The sequence below is a fragment of the Nonomuraea sp. NPDC049400 genome (assembly GCF_044466425.1).
In the GTDB taxonomy this organism is placed as follows: Bacteria; Actinomycetota; Actinomycetes; order Streptosporangiales; family Streptosporangiaceae; genus Nonomuraea.
The window spans coordinates 28,392-45,748 of the sequence record NZ_JBITMP010000057.1; the positions used below are offsets into that span (position 1 = coordinate 28,392).

Annotated in this window: 15 protein-coding genes; 6 read left to right on the forward strand and 9 right to left on the reverse strand. The window is 70.8% G+C overall.

The features are described 5' to 3' along the window. Window positions 1-460: 460 nt before the first annotated feature. Window positions 461-1,033 carry a nuclear transport factor 2 family protein gene (locus ACIBVN_RS50245; protein WP_397148227.1) on the reverse strand — a complete coding sequence of 191 codons (573 nt, stop codon included), beginning with the start codon at window positions 1,031-1,033 and terminating at the stop codon, window positions 461-463. A gap of 302 nt (window positions 1,034-1,335) precedes the next feature. Next, window positions 1,336-2,382: a hypothetical protein gene (locus ACIBVN_RS50250; protein ID WP_397148229.1), complete on the reverse strand. Its 1,047-nt coding sequence runs from the start codon at window positions 2,380-2,382 to the stop codon at window positions 1,336-1,338. Between the two features lie 88 nt (window positions 2,383-2,470). On the opposite strand from ACIBVN_RS50250, the gene ACIBVN_RS50255 reads away from it, so the two are divergent. After that, window positions 2,471-3,541, forward strand: coding sequence for a sensor histidine kinase (locus tag ACIBVN_RS50255; protein WP_397148231.1), 1,071 nt, complete (start codon window positions 2,471-2,473; stop codon window positions 3,539-3,541). Beyond that, window positions 3,538-4,191: a response regulator gene (locus ACIBVN_RS50260; RefSeq protein ID WP_397148233.1), complete on the forward strand. Its 654-nt coding sequence runs from the start codon at window positions 3,538-3,540 to the stop codon at window positions 4,189-4,191. Before ACIBVN_RS50255 ends, ACIBVN_RS50260 begins: the two co-directional genes overlap by 4 nt. Here ACIBVN_RS50260 and nirD read toward each other — a convergent pair. The 6 genes from nirD to ACIBVN_RS50290 all read right to left on the reverse strand — a co-directional run bounded on the left by nirD (window position 4,188) and on the right by ACIBVN_RS50290 (window position 12,331). Then, entirely contained in the window at window positions 4,188-4,508 is a 321-nt protein-coding gene (gene nirD / locus ACIBVN_RS50265; RefSeq protein ID WP_397148235.1) for a nitrite reductase small subunit NirD, read from the reverse strand. The two genes, ACIBVN_RS50260 and nirD, sit on opposite strands and share 4 nt — an antisense overlap. Then, on the reverse strand, window positions 4,505-6,934 hold the full coding sequence (nirB, locus tag ACIBVN_RS50270; protein WP_397148237.1) for a nitrite reductase large subunit NirB: 2,430 nt from the start codon (window positions 6,932-6,934) through the stop codon (window positions 4,505-4,507). Before nirB ends, nirD begins: the two co-directional genes overlap by 4 nt. Beyond that, window positions 6,931-8,328 (reverse strand): FAD-dependent oxidoreductase, encoded by a 1,398-nt coding sequence (locus ACIBVN_RS50275; protein WP_397148239.1) that lies wholly within the window; start codon window positions 8,326-8,328, stop codon window positions 6,931-6,933. Before ACIBVN_RS50275 ends, nirB begins: the two co-directional genes overlap by 4 nt. Next, on the reverse strand, window positions 8,325-10,337 hold the full coding sequence (locus ACIBVN_RS50280) for a molybdopterin oxidoreductase family protein (RefSeq protein WP_397148241.1): 2,013 nt from the start codon (window positions 10,335-10,337) through the stop codon (window positions 8,325-8,327). The genes ACIBVN_RS50275 and ACIBVN_RS50280 overlap by 4 nt, the downstream gene beginning before the upstream one ends. 1 nt (window position 10,338) lies before the next feature. Next, entirely contained in the window at window positions 10,339-11,649 is a 1,311-nt protein-coding gene (locus tag ACIBVN_RS50285) for an MFS transporter (protein ID WP_397148243.1), read from the reverse strand. A 205-nt stretch (window positions 11,650-11,854) separates the two neighbouring features. Continuing rightward, on the reverse strand, window positions 11,855-12,331 hold the full coding sequence (locus tag ACIBVN_RS50290) for a GNAT family N-acetyltransferase (RefSeq protein ID WP_397148245.1): 477 nt from the start codon (window positions 12,329-12,331) through the stop codon (window positions 11,855-11,857). Window positions 12,332-12,430: 99 nt separating this feature from the next. On the opposite strand from ACIBVN_RS50290, the gene ACIBVN_RS50295 reads away from it, so the two are divergent. Both ACIBVN_RS50295 and ACIBVN_RS50300 read left to right on the forward strand, forming a co-directional pair. Then, window positions 12,431-12,829 carry a sensor histidine kinase gene (locus ACIBVN_RS50295; RefSeq protein ID WP_397148247.1) on the forward strand — a complete coding sequence of 133 codons (399 nt, stop codon included), beginning with the start codon at window positions 12,431-12,433 and terminating at the stop codon, window positions 12,827-12,829. Between the two features lie 32 nt (window positions 12,830-12,861). Beyond that, window positions 12,862-13,839 carry an aldo/keto reductase gene (locus tag ACIBVN_RS50300; protein WP_397148249.1) on the forward strand — a complete coding sequence of 326 codons (978 nt, stop codon included), beginning with the start codon at window positions 12,862-12,864 and terminating at the stop codon, window positions 13,837-13,839. A 3-nt stretch (window positions 13,840-13,842) separates the two neighbouring features. On the opposite strand, the gene ACIBVN_RS50305 is transcribed toward ACIBVN_RS50300, so the two are convergent. Continuing rightward, the gene (locus tag ACIBVN_RS50305; RefSeq protein WP_397148251.1) at window positions 13,843-15,504 is read right to left on the reverse strand and encodes a TROVE domain-containing protein; all 1,662 of its coding nucleotides are present in this window, start codon (window positions 15,502-15,504) and stop codon (window positions 13,843-13,845) included. 589 nt (window positions 15,505-16,093) lie between these two features. Here ACIBVN_RS50305 and ACIBVN_RS50310 point away from each other — a divergent pair. Together ACIBVN_RS50310 and ACIBVN_RS50315 are read left to right on the forward strand one after the other, a co-directional pair. Beyond that, entirely contained in the window at window positions 16,094-16,822 is a 729-nt protein-coding gene (locus ACIBVN_RS50310) for a helix-turn-helix transcriptional regulator (protein ID WP_397148253.1), read from the forward strand. Window positions 16,823-16,903: 81 nt separating this feature from the next. Beyond that, a complete protein-coding gene (locus tag ACIBVN_RS50315; RefSeq protein ID WP_397148255.1) occupies window positions 16,904-17,263 on the forward strand; it encodes a VOC family protein in 360 nt (119 codons plus the stop codon). Window positions 17,264-17,357 lie beyond the last annotated feature (94 nt).

Below are 17,357 nucleotides of genomic sequence, written 5' to 3' on the forward strand. Positions count from 1 at the left end.
CGGCGAGGGCGTAATCATCGCGTGAACGGCACGCAGGAAGAATTCTCTTCACGGAACCGCCAAGGTCCTGCGACATTTCCCGGCAGGACGCGCACAATGGAGGTCAGGCGAGAATTCGGCGAGGAGCGAGGAGGCTTGCGCCGTGTCCGCCGCCGGACGCGAATATCTGAACGCGATGCTGGACGTGCTCGTTTACGAGAACGTTTTGGTCGCGTGGCGACGGAGCCCTTGGCGTGGATACATGATCGTCTCGCACGAGGGCGAGGAGATCATGTATCCACGCGACAGGCGGAAACATGGGCGCGCGGCGCCTTCGCCGTGTACCTGGCGCTCGTCGACCAGCGCCGCATCACTCCGCGCATCCCCGGCGACACCCCGCAGACTTAGCCGTTCCATAAATATCGCGGTAAATGTTCGATTTCCGCTCAATAATCCCCGACCCCGCGGCGCTCAGCCGGGGTCACGACGGCTGGTTGTTCATCAGCTCTGAGATCTTCCACTCCGCGCCGTCCTTCATGAGCAGGAACATCTCGCGGTGGGTCCGATTGCCCGCCTTGCTCGTCGAACGGACGACGGCGTTCTTGTCGCCGATCGTGCGCACATCCTCGATGGTGTGCGTGGCCTGCCGCTCGCCCCCGGTCTGGAGCCGCTTCTGGAAGAGGCCGCGGATCGCCTCGGCGCTCTCCGCCGTGGCCTCGCCGTCCAGCTCGACCACCGCGGTGCCGGCGAACGCGCCGGCGACCTGGTCCAGGTTCCCGGACTTGAGCGCAGAGAAGAAGTCCTCGATGGCCGAGCGGGGCAGCCCTGCGCCGGTATCGGTCGGCGTGGCGCGCTCGGTCTCCGTCTCCTCCGGGGACTCGCCATCGGTCTCGGGCTCGGTCTCGGTGGGTGACGTCTCCTCCGTCGGCGTCGCCGGGCTCGCCGCTCCCTTCATCGCTTGCGTACCGTCACCGCCCGCGGCGCAGGCCGCGGCCAGGAGGGCGGGGACGACCGCCGCCAGCAGGAGCCCTCTGCGCAGAAAAATCTTGCTCATGGCCGCTTTGATGCCCCTGCCGGTCATGAGCGAATGCGGGGTTTGGCCACTCCGCACGACGCCTTTACCTCGACGGGGTATTACTCACAGTAACGGTTCACTGGAATTGTTGAGACCGGTCAGAGCTTTGATCGTTGCCAGCGCGAGACCAGCTCACCGGGCACCGCCGATAGCGTCCGTCCAGTGCAGCGAATTCAGGCGAACCCCGGGCCTCTCCCTCAACGCGAGGACGCCGAACGTTGCGACAGCGTCGATTCAGGACGGCGTTGCGTGCTGCCGGCGGCCCATACGAGCCCCCACGTCTATCCCCCGGTGGAGACTGGAGCATAGCCGCCGGCGTGCCCGCGGCGCAGCCAATATGCCAGAACGGCAGCGCCGAGCAGCATCCCCCACAGTGGGAACGGAAACAGCAGCAGCGGCAAGAGGTCTTCCCGCTCGATGAAGTTCACCGTCACCCCGGGTGCCGCCAGGAGACACGCGCCCGCCACCGCTCCCCCCAGGGCGACGGGCAGCCGCACGGGGACGGGGCGCCCGTGCAGCACCGGCATCCAGCGCGGGAACACCTCGCCCCATCGGGCGGTCAGCCCCAGGGTCAGCACGCAGGCGACCACCGCCGCGAACCCCAGCAGCGACCCCTGCAACCGGATCGGCAGGTCCGCCGCGTGCCCGGTGGCGGAGAAGTCGGTCGGCCACGGCGTCAGCCAGGTCAGCCGGTAGGCGGCGTAGGGCAGCGGGCACAGCGCCGCCCCGATCGTGGCTGCCCTGCCCCACCGGGCCGCCGGGCCGGGCCTTGCCCAGCGCGGCAGCGCGCCACCGTAGAGCCGGAGGGCCATCCACACCCAGGCGCCGAACGCCACCGCGTTCGCGAACGTCCAGGCGACGCGGCCCGCATACGAGCCGAACGCGGCCGTGACGTTGCCGGCGTACGTCATCAGCGGGCCCCACACCCACGCGATGAGCGCGACGAGAGCGGCGAGCGCGACGTACCCCCAGAGCCTGCGCCGCACGCAGGCCAGCACGACGAGCACGGTGAGGGCGACCGGGAGAGACAGGGCCACCACGTAGCCGAGCGCGGACATGATGCCCCCGTCGGACATGACGACGCCGAAGAACAGCACCTCCGCGACCGCCCCGGCGCGGGCCAGCGGGCCCGGCCCGAGCAGCGAGACCGCGATCCCGACGAGCCCGGCGGCGACCATCATGGCGCCGCACAGGTCGTGCTCGAACAGGTGCGAGAACGAGACGGTGACCCGGTCGCGGGCGCCGAAGGGGTACGACGCGGGCGTCGTCCACCACAGCACGCCGACGGCGGTCACTGCCGCTGACAGCAGGATTCCGAGTGATCTCATGGCCGACCACGCTAGGAACGCGGCCCGGTCGCCGCTTCCCCCACGCGGGGGAGGTGGTCTCTGAGCGGCTCCGTTAGCGTCGGGAGCCGTGACCATTCCCTGGAAGGCGGTGCTCTACCAGCTGCTCGGCGCGGCGTTGCTGACGCCGGTGGCGGCGGTCCTGGCGGTGGCGCTCGTGACGGAGGTGTCCCTGCCCCGGGTGCTGCTGCTGTGGGCGGCGTGCCTGCCCGCGTCGGCGCTCGTGGCGTGCCTGCCGCCGGTGCCGCGCGTGGAGGTCATCGCCCTGTCGGAGCTGCTCGGCGTGGCCGTGCCGGAGCGCGCCGACCCGGTCTACCTGCGGGTGCTGACGGCGCTGCACCTGTTCGTGGGGGCCACGCTGAGCGCCGGGGCGCTGGCGCTCGCGCCCGCGCTCACCCGCTGGCCGCCCGCTCACGGGGACCTGGCGCAGGTGTCCGTCATGGTGGTGGCCGTGGCGGCGGTGATGGTGCTCGCGGGGGCCGGGCAGCAGCGGGTGGCGCGCAGGCTGCTGCGCTCGGACCCGTCGCTGGTGATCGAGGAGCTCGGCCGCCGTCAGCGCCTGGCGCTGGAGCTGCACGACTCGGTGGGGCACGCGCTCAGCGTCGTCCTGGTGCAGGCCATGGCGGCCCAGGCGGCCCTGCGGCGGCCGGAGACCGTCCCGGCGGCCGAACGGTCGCTCGACCACCTGGTGAGCGCCGCGCGTGGCGCGCAACAGGAGCTGGACGTGCTGCTGCGGGTGCTCGACGAGGGCAGTACGGCGCAGACGCCCACGCTGGCCGCCCTCGGCGCGCTCGTGCACGGGCTGGACGTGGAGTGCCGTGCCGACCCGGTGGACCGGGTGCCGGAGGCGACGTCGCGGGCGGCGTACGCGATCGCCAGGGAGGCCGTCACCAACGCGCTCAAGCACGGGCGCGGGCCCGTCCGGCTGGACCTGGCCGTGCGAAGCCACGCCCGTCATGGCGCTGGAGGGCGCGGGAAGGAGGTCGTGCTCGTCGTGGAGAACGCGACGGCCGGGGCCGCGCCGTCGGGAGAAGGGCGCGGCCTGGTGGGGATGCGGATGCGGGCGCGCCTGGCCGGCGGCGCTTTCGAACGGGAGGAGGTGGCCGGCACATGGCGGGTGCAGGCGACCCTGCCCGCGTGAGCCGGCAGGACCGGCACGTGGCAGGCGACGGCCGGGTGATCCGGGTGGTGCTGGCCGACGACGAGCCGCTCATCCGCTCCGGCTGGGCCACCATGCTGTCCCTGCACGACGACATCGAGGTGATCGGGACGGCGGCCGACGGCCACGCCGCCGTCGAGCTGGGCCGCGAGGCCGACGTGGTGCTCATGGACATCCGCATGCCCGGCATGGATGGCCTGCGCGCCACCCAGGAGCTGGCCCGCCTCTCGCCACGGACCCGGGTCGTCGTGGTCACGACGTTCGAGAACGACCAGCTCGTCTGGGGCGCGCTACGCGCGGGCGCGGCGGGCTACGTGCTCAAGCGCTCCCCCGCGGCGGACCTCGTCACCGCGATCCGGCTGCGGGACGGCGTGCTCTTCCCCGACGCGCTGCGCCGCATCGCCGCCCCACGCCGGCGTGCCGTCACCCACGACCTCACCCCGAGGGAGCTGGACGTCCTGCGCCACCTGGCCCGCGGGCTGAGCAACGCCGAGATCGCCGCCGCCCTGTACGTCACCAGGGAGACGGTCAAGACGCACGTCGGCAACGTCCTGGGCAAGCTGGGGGCGAGGGACCGCACCCAGGCCGTGGTGCGAGCTTACGACCTGGGCGTGGTCCTACCGGGCGACTAGAGGCCGACCTCCACGCCGCCCTCGGCCACCCGTACCGGATAGACCGGCACGGACACCGCGTCCTCGTCCAGGCATCGCCCCGACACCAGCGAGAACACCTGCTTGTGCAGCGGCGAGGCCACGGTCGGCTCGCCCTTCCTGGTGCCGACGATGCCGCGCGAGAGCACGTACGCGCCGCTGAACGGGTCGAGGTTGTCCAGCGCGTGCAGCGTGCCGTCGTAGGTGCGGAAGACGGCCACCTGCACACCGTTCACCAGGGCGCAGACGCCGCGTTCCGGCAGCATGGCCTCGTAGTCGCAGATCCGCGTCCAGCTCATCGGGCCATCACCGGCTTGATCTGGCCGCGCTCGCTGGCGAAGACGATCGACGGGTCGGGCACGCCGGGGGCGTTGACGAAGCTGACGAACCTGCTCAGCTTCTCGGGGTCGTCCAGGGTGGCCGCCCACTCGTCGGCGTACGTGGCGATGTGGTGCTCCATCTGCGCGTCCAGGTCGGCGCAGATGCCGAGCGAGTCTTCCATGATCACCTCGCGGAGGTAGTCGAGCCCGCCGTCCAGCGACTCGAGCCAGGCGGCGGTGCGCTGCAGCCGGTCGGCCGTGCGGATGTAGAACATGAGGAATCTGTCGATGGTCCTGATCAGCTCGTCCGTGCTCAGGTCCGTCGCCAGCAGGTCGGCGTGGCGGGGCTTGAAGCCGCCGTTGCCGCCGACGTACAGGTTCCAGCCCTGCTCGGTGGCGATGATCCCGAAGTCCTTCGACCTGGCCTCGGCGCACTCGCGGGCGCAGCCGGAGACGGCCGACTTGAGCTTGTGCGGTGAGCGCAGGCCGCGGTAGCGCAGCTCCAGCGCGATGGCCAGGCCGACCGAGTCCTGCACGCCATAGCGGCACCAGGTCGAGCCCACGCACGACTTCACCGTGCGCAGGGCCTTGCCGTACGCGTGGCCCGACTCGAACCCGGCGTCCACCAGCCGCCGCCAGATCTCCGGGAGCTGGTCGACCCGGGCCCCGAACAGGTCGATGCGCTGCCCGCCGGTGATCTTCGTGTAGAGCCCGAAGTCGCGGGCCACCTCGCCGATCACGATGAGCTTGTCGGGCGTGATCTCGCCGCCGGGGATGCGGGGAACGACCGAGTAGGTGCCGTTCTTCTGCATGTTGGCCAGGAACTGGTCGTTGGTGTCCTGCAGCGTGGCCCGCTCGCCTTCGAGCACGTGCCCGTTGTGCAGGGAGGCCAGGATCGAGGCCACGGCCGGCTTGCAGATGTCGCAGCCCCTGCCCTGGCCGTGCTCGGTGATGAGCTGGGAGAACGTGGTGATCTTGCGGACGCGTACGATGTCGAAGAGCTCGGCCCGCGAGTACGTGAAGTGCTCGCACAGCGCCTTGCTGACCTCGACGCCCGACTTCTCCAGCAGCTGCTTGAGCATCGGCACGCAGCTGCCGCACGTCGTGCCGGCGCGCGTGCAGGCCTTGATGCCGGGCACGTCGGTGACGCCCTTGTCGGCGATGGCCGTGCGGACGTCGCCCGCGCACACGTTGTTGCACGAGCACACCTGCGCCTCGTCGGGCAGGTCCAGGTTGGCCCCGGCGCCGCTGAAGAGCAGGTCGGACGGCGATGCGGGCAGCTGCTTGCCCACGAAGGGCCGCAGGGAGGTGTATGGGGAGGCGTCGCCCACGCAGATGCCGCCGAGCAGCGTCTTCGCGTCGTCGCTGATGAACAGCTTCTTGTAGACGCCGCCCACGGGGTCCATGTAGGTGACGTCGAGCGCCCCCGTCATCGCCCCGAACTGCGCCACCTCGACGCCCAGCAGCTTGAGCTTCGTGGACATGTCGGCGCCCTCGAAGGCCGAGGCGCCGCCCATGATCCGGTCGGCCGCCACCTCGGCCATCGTGTTGCACGGCCCGACGAGCCCGTAGACCATGCCGCCGACCAGCGCGCACTCGCCGATCGCGTAGATCGAGGGGTCGGAGGTGAGCATCGAGGAGTCCACCACGATGCCGCCCCGCTCGCCCACCTCCAGGCCGGACGACCTGGCCAGCTCGTCCCGCGGCCTGATGCCCGCCGAGAAGACCACGACCTGGGCGTCCACCAGCGTCCCGTCCGGCTTGCGCAGCCCCACGACCTGGCCGTCGTCGCCGGCGACGATCTCCTGTACGCCGGCTCCGGCGTGCACGCTCAGCCCGAGCCCCTCGATGTGCGACTTCAGCACCGAGCCGCCGCCCTCGTCCACCTGCCGCGGCATCAGCCAGGGGCTCATCTCGACGATGTGCGCCTTCAGCCCGAGCGCCCGCAGCGCGTCGGCGGCCTCCAGACCGAGCAGCCCGCCGCCGACCACGACGCCTTCGACCGCGTCCTTGGCGGCCACCCTGATGGCGTCCAGGTCCTCGAGGGTCCGGTAGACGAAGGCGTGCTCGGCGCCGGGCACCGGCGGCACGAACGGCGCCGACCCGGTGGCCAGCACGAGCACGTCGTAGGACTCGGTGCCGCCGTCCGCGAGGGTGACGTGGCGGGCGTCCCTGTCGATCCCGGTGACGCGGCTGCTCAGCCTCGTCACGACGCCTGTGGGCACCTGGTAGGTGAGGTCCTCCGCGGTGGTGCCGGACAGATAGGAGGTCAGGGCCACCCGGTCGTACGCCGGGCGCGGCTCCTCCCCGATGACGGTGATCCGGCCGTCGAAGCCCTTGTTCACCAGGGTTTCGACGAGCCGGTGGGCCGTCGGCCCGTATCCCACGACGACGATCCTGCTCATACGGAAATCCCTTCCTGCTCGCACAGCCAGCCGACGATGCCCTCAACCGCGTCGCGGCAGGTGCCGCACCCGGTCGTGGCCCTGGTCGCGGCCGCCACTCCGGCCACGTCGCGTGCCCCGGCCTCCCAGCACGCCCTGATCTGGCCCTTGGTCACGTTGTTGCACTGGCAGATCTTGGCCGCGTCCGGGATCAGCGTCGGGCTTTCTGCCACCGGCGCCGTCGACAACCCCGGGAACAGCAGCCCCGCCCGGTCCCCCGGCACCGGCGCGCCGCGGTCGAAGAGCTGGGTGAGCGTGCCCACGGCGTCGCTCTCGCCCAGCACGATCGCGCCGACCAGCCGCCCGTCGCGGATGACGAGCTTGCGGTACGTGCCGCGGGCCCGGTGGCTGAAGCGCACCACCTCCGCGTGCTCCTCGGTGAGCTGGGTCTCGCCCATCGCGGCCAGCTCGACGCTCCTGGCCTTGAGCCTGGTGACCAGCCTGGAGCCCCGGTAGAGCGCCTTGCCGCCGGTGATGACGTCGGCGGCCACGGTGGCCTGCTCCCAGGCGGGCGCGACCAGGCCGTACACGGTGCCGTCGTGCTCCGCGCACTCGCCGATGGCGAAGATCGACGGGTCGTCGGTACGCAGCTCGTCGTCCACGACGACCCCGCGGCGCACCTCCAGCCCTGCCTCAGAGGCCAGCCCGGTGACGGGGCGCACACCGCAGGCCAGGACCACGAGGTCCGCCTCGACCAGCTCGCCGCCGGTCAGCCGGACGCCGTCCTCCGCCACCGACTCGGCGCTGACGCCGGTGCGGATGTCCACGCCGAGCCCGGCCAGCGTCTCGCCGAGCACCTCGCCCGCCTCGACGTCGAGCTGGCGCTCCATGAGGTGCCCGGCCAGGTGCAGCAGCGTCACGGGCAGCCCGCGCCCGGCCAGCCCGCGGGCCGCCTCGATGCCGAGCAGTCCGCCGCCGACGACCACGGCCCTGCGGGCCTGCCGCGCGACCTCCATGATGCGCTCGCAGTCGTCGAGCGTGCGGAACGGGATGGCCCGCTCCACGCCGGGGATCGGCGGCACGATCGCCTCGCTGCCGGTGGCCAGGACCAGCAGGTCGTACGGCTCGCGCCGCCCGCTCTCGGTCACCACGTGCCTGGTGTCCCTGTCGATGTGGGCGACCGCGTCGCCGAACGCGGCCTCGACGTGGTGGGCGTCGTACCACGAGGAGTCGACCAGGCGCACCTGATCGGGGCGCGAGCTGCCGGCCAGCACGTTGGACAGCAGCACCCGGTTGTACGGCTGGCGCGACTCCGCGCCGAAAACAGTGATCTTGATGTGCGGGTCCCGGTCGCGTACCTCGCTGACCAGCCGCGACCCGGCCATCCCGTTGCCGACGACGACGAGCCTCATCATGAGTCCCTCTCCACCCTGACCGCGCAGACCTTGAACTCCGGCATCCTCGACGTCGGGTCCAGCGCCGGGTTGGTGAGCCGGTTGGCGCCCTCCCAGTGGAAGGGCATGAAAACGGTGTCGCGCCTGATGGCGTCGCTGATCCTGGCCACGGCCTTGCCTTCGCCCCTCCTGCTGCTGACGCGCACGATGTCCCCCGGCGAGATGTCGAGCTGCTCGGCGAGGTCCGGGTGCAGCTCGACGAACGGCTCGGGGGCGGCCTGGACGAGCGGCGCTATCCTGCGGGTCTGGGCGCCGCTCTGGTAGTGGGCGAGCACCCGGCCGGTGCTCAGGTAGACCGGGTAGTCCTCGTCGGTCTCCTCGGCCGCGGGCCGGTGCTGGACGGGCACGAACCTGGCCCGGCCGTCCGGAGTGGCGAAGGAGTCGAGGAACGGGCGCGGCGTGCCGGGGTGCCCGGGCTCCGGGCAGGGCCAGAAGACGCCCTTCTCGGCGGCGATGCGCTCGTAGGTGATGCCCGAGTAGTCGGCCAGCCCGCCCTTGCTCGCCCGGCGCAGCTCGTCGAAGATCTTGACCGGCTCGGTCTCGAAGCGGTGCCCGAGCCGTTCGGCCAGTCCGGCGATCACGTCGAGGTCGCTCCTGACGCCCTCGGGCGGCGCGACGGCCTGGCTGCGGAGCAGGACGCGGCCCTCGAGGTTGGTCATGGTGCCGCTCTCCTCGGCCCACTGCGTCACCGGGAACACCACGTCGGCCAGCGCGGCGGTCTCGGACATCACGAAGTCGCAGGTCACGAGCAGGTCCAGGGAGGCGATGCGCTCGGCCACGTGCTCGGCGGCCGGCGCGGAGATCACCGGGTTGGACCCGAACAGCAGCAGCGCCCGCGGCCCGCCCGGGGTCCCGAGTGCGTCGAGCAGCTCGTACGCCGACCGCCCGGGCCCCGGGAGGCTGTCCGCGGGGACCCCCCACACGCCGGCCACGTGCTCCCGCGCCGCCGGGTCGTCGATCTTGCGGTAGCCGGGGAGCTGGTCGGCCTTCTGCCCGTGCTCCCTGCCGCCCTGTCCGTTGCCCTGACCGGTCACGCATCCGTACCCGGAGCCGTGCCGGCCGGGCAGGCCCAGCGCCAGCGCCAGGTTGATGAACGCGCTGACCGTGTCGGTGCCCTTGGCGTGCTGCTCGGCGCCGCGCCCGGTCAGGATGTAGGCGTTGCCCGCCGCGGCCAGTGCCCTGACCGCCTGCCGCATCCGGTAGACCGGCACCCCGGTGATCCGCTCCACCCGCTCCGGCCACCAGGAGGCCAGCGACGTGCGGACCTCCTCGAAGCCGGTGGTGCGGGCGGCCACGTACGCCTCGTCCACGAGCTCGTCGGCGATGGCCAGGTGCAGCATCCCGAGCGCCAGGGCCAGGTCGGTGCCGGGCGTGGGCTGCAGGTGCAGCCAGGCCAGCTTGGCCGTCTGCGTGCGCCTCGGGTCGATGACGATCACGCGCGGGCCGCTCAGGTGGCGCACGAACGGCGGCATGGTCTCGGCGACGTTCCCGCCGGCCAGGAGCACCACGTCGGCCTCGGCCAGGTCGGTGATGGGGAACGGCATGCCGCGGTCCATCCCGAACGCCTTGATCGAGGCGGCCGCGGCCGACGACATGCAGAACCGGCCGTTGTAGTCGATCTGGCTCGTGCCCAGCGCGACCCGGGCGAACTTGCCGAGCGTGTAGGCCTTCTCGTTCGTGAGCCCGCCGCCGCCGAACACGGCCACGCCGTCGGGGCCGTGTTCGGCGCGGATGGCGGCCAGCCGCTCCGCCACGTAGTCGAGGGCGACGTCCCACTCCACGGGCTCGCCGTGCAGGAGCGGGGTGGTCAGGCGCTCGCCGTTGGTGAGCAGCTCGCCCGCCGTCCAGCCCTTCTGGCACAGCGCGCCCGAGGCGTTGGCGGGGATGTCGGTCCTGGGGCTGATGGCCAGCCCGGGGCCGATCTCCATGCCGCACTGGAGCGCGCAGTACGGGCAGTGAGTGTTCGTCACGTCAGACCCGGGCATAGGCGAGGCTGGCCACGACGGAGGCGCCGACCTTGCGGGTGTAGCACCACCAGGTCAGGGCGAAACAGGTCACGTAGAAGACCCCGAAGGCGAGGAAGGCGGGTGCCGGGGTCCCGGCGGCGGCGAACGACATCCCGAACGCCCGGTTGATGAGGAACCCGCCCAGTGCTCCGACCGCCGAGATGATGCCGATGGCGGCGGACGCCTGGCGCTTGCCGTGCAGCAGGCTCTCCTCGCTCTCGCCGCGCTCGGCGATCGCCTTGGCCTGGAAGATGGCCGGGATCATCCGGTACGTGGAGCCGTTCCCGATGCCGGCGGTCACGAACAGGAGCTGGAAGGACAGGAAGAACAGCCAGAAGTTGCCGGAGGAGCTGGCCAGCCAGACCAGGAGCACGCCGCCGCCCATCCCGGCGAAGTTCCACAGCGTGACGGGGGCGCCGCCGAGCTTGTCGGCCAGCCAGCCGCCCACCGGCCTGATCAGCGAGCCCAGCAGCGGCCCGACGAACGCCACCGCGGCGAACGGGGCCTCGGGGAAGAGGCTCTTGCTGAGCAGCGGGAAGGCCGTGGAGTAGCCGATGAACGAGCCGAACGTCCCGATGTACAGGAACGACATGATCCACGTCTGGGCCTTGCCCGCCACCGCGAGCTGCTGGCGCGGGTCGGCCTTGGCGCTGGTGAGGTTGTCCATGAAGAACCACGCGCAGGCGGCGGCCACGACGACGAACGGGATCCAGAACCATCCGGCGGCGGCCAGGCCGAGGGCGCCGATCACCAGCGGCATGACGAGCTGGACGGAGCTGACGCCGATGTTGCCGCCGGCCGCGTTCAGGCCCAGCGCGACCCCCTGCTTCTTGCGGGGGTAGAAGTAGGTGATGTTGGCCATGCTGGAGGCGAAGTTCCCGCCGCCGAAGCCGGCCAGGGCCGCGATCACCAGGAAGAGCCAGTACGGCGTGGCCGGGTTGTTGACCGCCACCCCGAGCAGCACGGCGGGGATGAGCAGCAGCGTGGCGCTCACCACGGTGAAGTTGCGCCCGCCGAACTTGGCCGGGCCGAACGTGTAGGGCACGCGTAGCACCGAGCCGACCAGGTTCGGCAGCGCGACCAGCCAGAAGAGCTGGTCGGTTGAGAACTCGTAGGCCCCCATCTTGGTGGCCACGATGCTCCACACCGTCCACACGGTGAAGCCGAGGTGCTCGGCGAAGATCGAGAAGATCAGGTTGCGCCGTGCGACACGCTTGCCTGAACTCTCCCAGAAGGCTGGGTCATCGGGGTGCCACTCAGCGATCCACCGCGCCATCGAACTCTCCTACACTCGGCGTCCGGGGGATCTCCAAGGTAGGAAGCGCTCGTTACGCACTTTGACAATCCGTGGCTGTGCGTTCGTTACGAGTGATTCACCGCTGTAACAAGCCACGCACAAGCGTCACGGACGAAACATGTTCGTAATGATCAACTGTTGCCCGCCGAAACATCGGCGTCGATCACGTCACCGTACGTGAGGATCAGTCCCGGCGGGCGCCCAGGCGCTGGAGCGGCTCGTCGGTCAGCCGGTACTTCAGCCACTCGTCCTGGCGCACCGCGCCCAGCTTGTCGTAGAAGCCGATGCTGGGCTCGTTCCAGTCGAGGACCGACCATTCGAGCCGCTGGTAACCGCGCTCGGCGCAGATCGCGGCCAGCTCCCGCATGAGCGCCAGACCGTGGCCGCCGCCGCGGTGCTGGGGGCGTACGTAGAGGTCCTCCATGTAGATGCCGTGCACTCCGCGCCAGGTCGAGAAGGTGAGGAACCACAGCGTGAAGCCCACCACCTCGCCGTTCTCCTCGGCGATGTGGACGAACGCGGCGGGGCGGTCGGAGAAGAGCACGGCGTCGAGCTGCTGCTCGGTCACCCGGACCTCGTGCGCGGCCTTCTCGTACTCGGCGAGCTCACGGATCATGCTGACGATCTGGGACACATCGGCGGGCGTGGCGGGTCGAATCATGCCGTTCAGTCTGGAGGGGACCCCACCGAGTACGCAAAATGGAACTTTTCTCAAGTTATGGGGATCAAACCAGAGAGAACAACGGGGAACGGGGGAAACATGCAACTTCGCTTGGACGGGCAGCGTGGGCTCTCGCAGGTTCTGGAGGACTACCTGACCCGGTGGGAGGACCGGACGGGGATCGCGGTGGAGGTGTGGGCGCTGCCGGGACGCGAGGTGCCGGCGCCGGTCGCGGAGGCGGTCGTGGCCACCGTGCGGGAGGCGTTCGACAACGTGGAGCGGCACAGCAGGGCGCGTACCGCGTCGATCGCGGTCACCGCGGGGGCGCGCGGGTTGCGGCTGACCATCAGCGACGACGGGGTCGGTTTCCCGCTGGAGACGGAGGGGCGGGGCCTGCTGGCCATGAAGGCCGGCCTGGCGAGGATCTCCGGCACATTGAAGATCAACAGTGTGCTCGGCGGGGGCACCACGGTGAGCGCCGTCGCGCCCCTCGGCTAGGGTCCACGTGACCATCCTGGACACTGTTGCCTATGGAAAAACGCACGTTGGGACGGACAGGACGCCAGGTGGGCATCGTCGGCCTGGGCGCGTGGCAGCTCGGCGCCGACTGGGGGCAGGTGACGGAGGACGACGCCGTCGCCACCCTGAGTGCCGCCGTGGACGCGGGCGTCACCTTCATCGACACGGCCGACGTCTACGGCGACGGGCGCAGCGAGCAGATCGTCGGCCGCTTCGCCAAGGGCCGCCCGGAGCTGACCGTGGCCAGCAAGATGGGCCGCCGGCTCGAGCAGCTCCCCTCGAACTATGTGATGTCCAACTTCCGTGCCTGGAACGAGCGCTCCCGGCGCAACCTGGGCGTGGACACCATCGACCTGGTCCAGCTCCACTGCCCGCCGACTGCGGTGTACTCGACGGACGCGGTCTTCGACGCCCTTGACACGCTGGTGGCCGAGCAGAAGATCGCGGCGTACGGGGTCAGCGTGGAGACGTGCGAGGAGGCGCTGACGGCGATCGCGCGGCCGGGCGTGGCGTCCGTGCAGATCATTCTCAACGCGTTCAGGCTCAAGCCGCTGGAGCAGGTCCTGCCCGCCGCCCGCGCCGCCGGGGTGGGCATCATCGCCCGGGTCCCGCTGGCCAGCGGACTGCTGTCCGGCCGGTACGACGAGCACACGACCTTCGGCCCGGACGACCACCGCAACTACAACCGGCAGGGGGAGGCGTTCGACGTCGGTGAGACCTTCTCGGGCGTGGACTTCGGCACGGGCCTGGAGGCGGTCCGCCGCCTGGCCCCGCTGGTGCCCCCGGGCGTGACGATGGCCCAGTTCGCCCTGCGCTGGATCCTGGACCAGGAGGGCGTCTCTGTGGTCATCCCGGGCGCCCGCAACCCGGCCCAGGCCACCGCCAACGCGTCCGCGGCGGCCCTGCCCCCGCTCGACGCGGCGACCCTGAAGGCGGTCCAGGAGGTCTACGACGACCTGATCCGCCCCCAGGTTCACCACCGCTGGTAGCGCTCAGGGGCGGATGAATCCGTTGACGACGAGCGGGAGCGAGGCGTCCAGCCCGGCGACATTGAGCACTCCGTCATCATCCGGGTCGCCGATCGAGTAACCGGCGGCGGTCATCGCGGCGACGACGACGCGGGCCCGCGGGTTGATCTTGCGGCGGTAGGCCCCGAGGGCCTGGGTCGGGTGGGCGGGGCCCGCCCAGGTCTCGTTGTCGGTGAACAGCACGATCCCGTCCGCCTTCAGCCGCTTCCTGGCCGCCCAGGTGAACGGCAGCGACAGGTCGGTGCCGCCACCGGACGGCTGCCAGGAGGCGATCTCGCGCAGGTTCGTGCGAGGGGTCACCTTCGAGGCATGGACCATCGTGTCGACGTCGATGACGTGCACGTTGCCCTGCTCGATGCGGGACAGCATGACGGCCATCGCACAGCCGACCTCGTACGGCGTGCCGAGCGGCGAGCCGCCGGCGCGGACGTCGCCGTACGACATCGAGCCGGAGGAGTCCACCGCGACCAGCAGCCGCTTGCCCGACGGCTCGGCCGAGCCGAAGGAGAGCTCGTACGTCTCCTCCAGCGCGTCCAGGACGGCCGGCACGGGCTGCCACGTCTGGCGGTCGGCGCGCGGGTTCGGCCGGGCCTGCCCGGACGCGTAGACGCGCATGGCCAGCCAGGCGTCCATGGGATGGACGCGGGCCTTCAGCAGCGCCTCGCGGTCGGTGAGCCGGGCGACCGCACGCCGGGTGGCCTCGCCCATCGGCGTGAGGGCGCCGATGCGGGTCATCCTGGCGAGGTTCCGCAGCAGCGCCGTCATGCCGATCGTCTCGACGAGGGCGTCCCACACCTTCGGCTCGCGCAGCATCGCGTCAGGCAGGAACTCCCACGGCACCCGCAGCTCCGTCACCACCCGCACGGCCTCGTCCGCGCCGGTGACGGCCTTCGCCGTGAGGAACCGGTGCACGGCCGGCAGCGCCTCGCGAGCCCGCTCGTCCGCCACGTTCCCCGCGATCCACCCGAACAGCACCTTGCGCTGCTCGTCGTCCGCGGCGGGGTGGGCGATGCGCAGCACGTCACGCAGGTCGAACGCCTCGCCCTGTGGCGTCTTGCGCTGGCGCGCCTTGCACGCCTTGAACGCCACATCGTCCGCGCTCCCGGTCAGGAACCAGGAGGCCAGCGCCGTACGCAGCGAACGGCCGGCCACGGGAGCGGTCCCCCGAGCCGTCGCCTTCCCACCCAGGTTCTTGTAGTAGCCGAAGAACTGGGCGAGATGGTCGGTGGTGCGTGCCACCTTCGCCAGCGCGTGCTTCGCGGCCTGCCGCGTGTCCGCGTCGCCCTTGGCGTAGCAGGCGGCCAGGGCGAACAGGGCGGGGCGCTGCTTCGGCGCCCGCGGCGGGCGGGCCGTCGAGACGGCGGTCAGCAGCCCGACCACGCGCGGGCCGTCCTCGGCGATCGCCTGGAACAGCACGCCGGCGTTGTCGGCCGTCAGCTTGTCCGCTGTGACGTAGTAGGTGCCGCCCGTGGTGCCGAGGATCAGGAAGTCCTCCAGCTTGCGCCACAGGTCCTTGTCGAAGACGTAGCCGCCCGCCGCGTTCCTCACCTGGTCGGCACGGCCGGGAATGGGGCGCGTCTGCGGGGTGGCGATCGCCGAGACCGCCGCGAGGGGATCACGAGCCATTGTTTGCGCTCCTTGTCAGCCATGCGGGCAGCACGGATGTGGTGGCTCCGACCGGATTGCCCGCCAAATGGGCGCCGGGGGCAAGGGGGTGCCCCCGGCAGGAATCGAACCTGTGATAACCGATCGGAATTCGACCCGTACCATCAGCGGGAATGCGGGGCGATCAGATCTGGAGCCGGCACGGATTTGGCGGACTCACCGGCCGTTTGGTGCTCTGGCCACTGAGCTACGCGAACCCGAGGTCCGCGACGGGATTCGAACCCGCGACCACCCGCTTAAAAGGCGATAACCGACGAGATTCGACCCGTGCCGGCACCGGACCTGACCTGCTCAGGCGACTCCAGAGAGCGCGGATTTGTGCCCGGCACCGGATGTGTTCTTTGTTTCAGAAAGATGACCGACACCATTTCGACCCGCACCTCCCTCTGTCCTGTGAGCTGTCGTCCACAGTAGCGATCAGTGCGCCGAATCACATCTGATTATTGGGCGCGTCCGGAGCGTGAGACCCGTGTGGCCGTGCGGTGAGGCAGGGGTTGCCGGGCCGCAGGACTCGCCGCGATTGTCGGTGGCGGGGCGTAGCGTCGCGGCTGTGAATCGTACCGACCGGCTCTACGCGCTCGTCGAGGACCTGCGCGCCATCGCGCCCCGCTGCCGCTCCGCACGCGAGCTGGCCAGGCGGTTCGAGGTGAGCGTGCGCACGATCGAGCGCGACATCACCGCCCTGCAGGAGTCAGGAGTGCCGATCTACGCGGAGCCGGGCCGCAAGGGCGGTTATGCCATCGACAAGAAGATGACCCTCCCCCCGCTCAACTTCACCCCGGCCGAGGCGGTGGCCATCGCGGTGGCGCTCAGCCAGGCCGGCGACCAGCCGTTCGGGCGGCAGGCGCGCAGCGCGTTACGCAAGGTGGTGGCCGCGATGCCGGGGCCCGAGGGCGAGCTGGCCAGGGAGCTGGCGCGACGGGTGCAGCTCGTCCACCTGCCGCCCGAGCCGGGCGCGCAGACCCAGCCGCTCGGCGCCGAGGGGATCTCCCGGACCATCGAGGAGGCGCTGTTGCGGCGGCGCGTGCTCCGGCTCGACTACGCCGACGCCAAGGGCATGCTGACCTCCCGCGACGTGGAGCCTGGCGTGTTCCTGGGCGGCCGGGGCGGGTTCTGGTATCTCGTGGCGTGGTGCCGGCTGCGCGAGGACGTGCGGGTCTTCCGGCTCGATCGGATCGCCGCCGCGACCGTGACCGCCGAGCGCTGTCCCGACCGGCCGCTGGAAGGCTTCGCCCCCGACGTGCCCGAGATGATCGTGCACGGCACTGTGCTCGATTAGTCAACCGAAAACACCGACATAGGGTTGTCGCCAACCCGTTAGATCGTTGTCTTGTTCGAGAAAAAACAGTTGGAGACGACGATGGACAACACGGTGACCTGGTTCGAGGTGGCGACCGACGACCCCGAGGGCGCGCAGGCGTTCTACGGCGGGCTGTTCGGCTGGACGTTCGCCCGGGACGACGAGGGGCCGCTCGACTACCGGATGATCAAGTATCCGGGTGGTGAGCAGCCCGCCGGCGGGCTGTTCAACACCAAGGGCGAGTTCCCCGCGCATGCGATCTTCCACGTGCAGGTTGCCGACGTCGAGGCGGCCTGCGCCAAGAGTGAGTCGCTCGGCGGCAAGGTGATCATGAAGGTGATCGACGACGGCGCCGGCACCGACTTCGCCTACCTGCGTGACACGTCGGGCAGCGTCTTCGGGATCTTCCACCGAAGGTGATCGGCGACGTCACGACACCTGGGTGATCATCCGTTCGCGGGCCGGAGGGAGCGCCTTCCCCGCCGACTCCGGCACACGGACGGTTCGCTTCGCA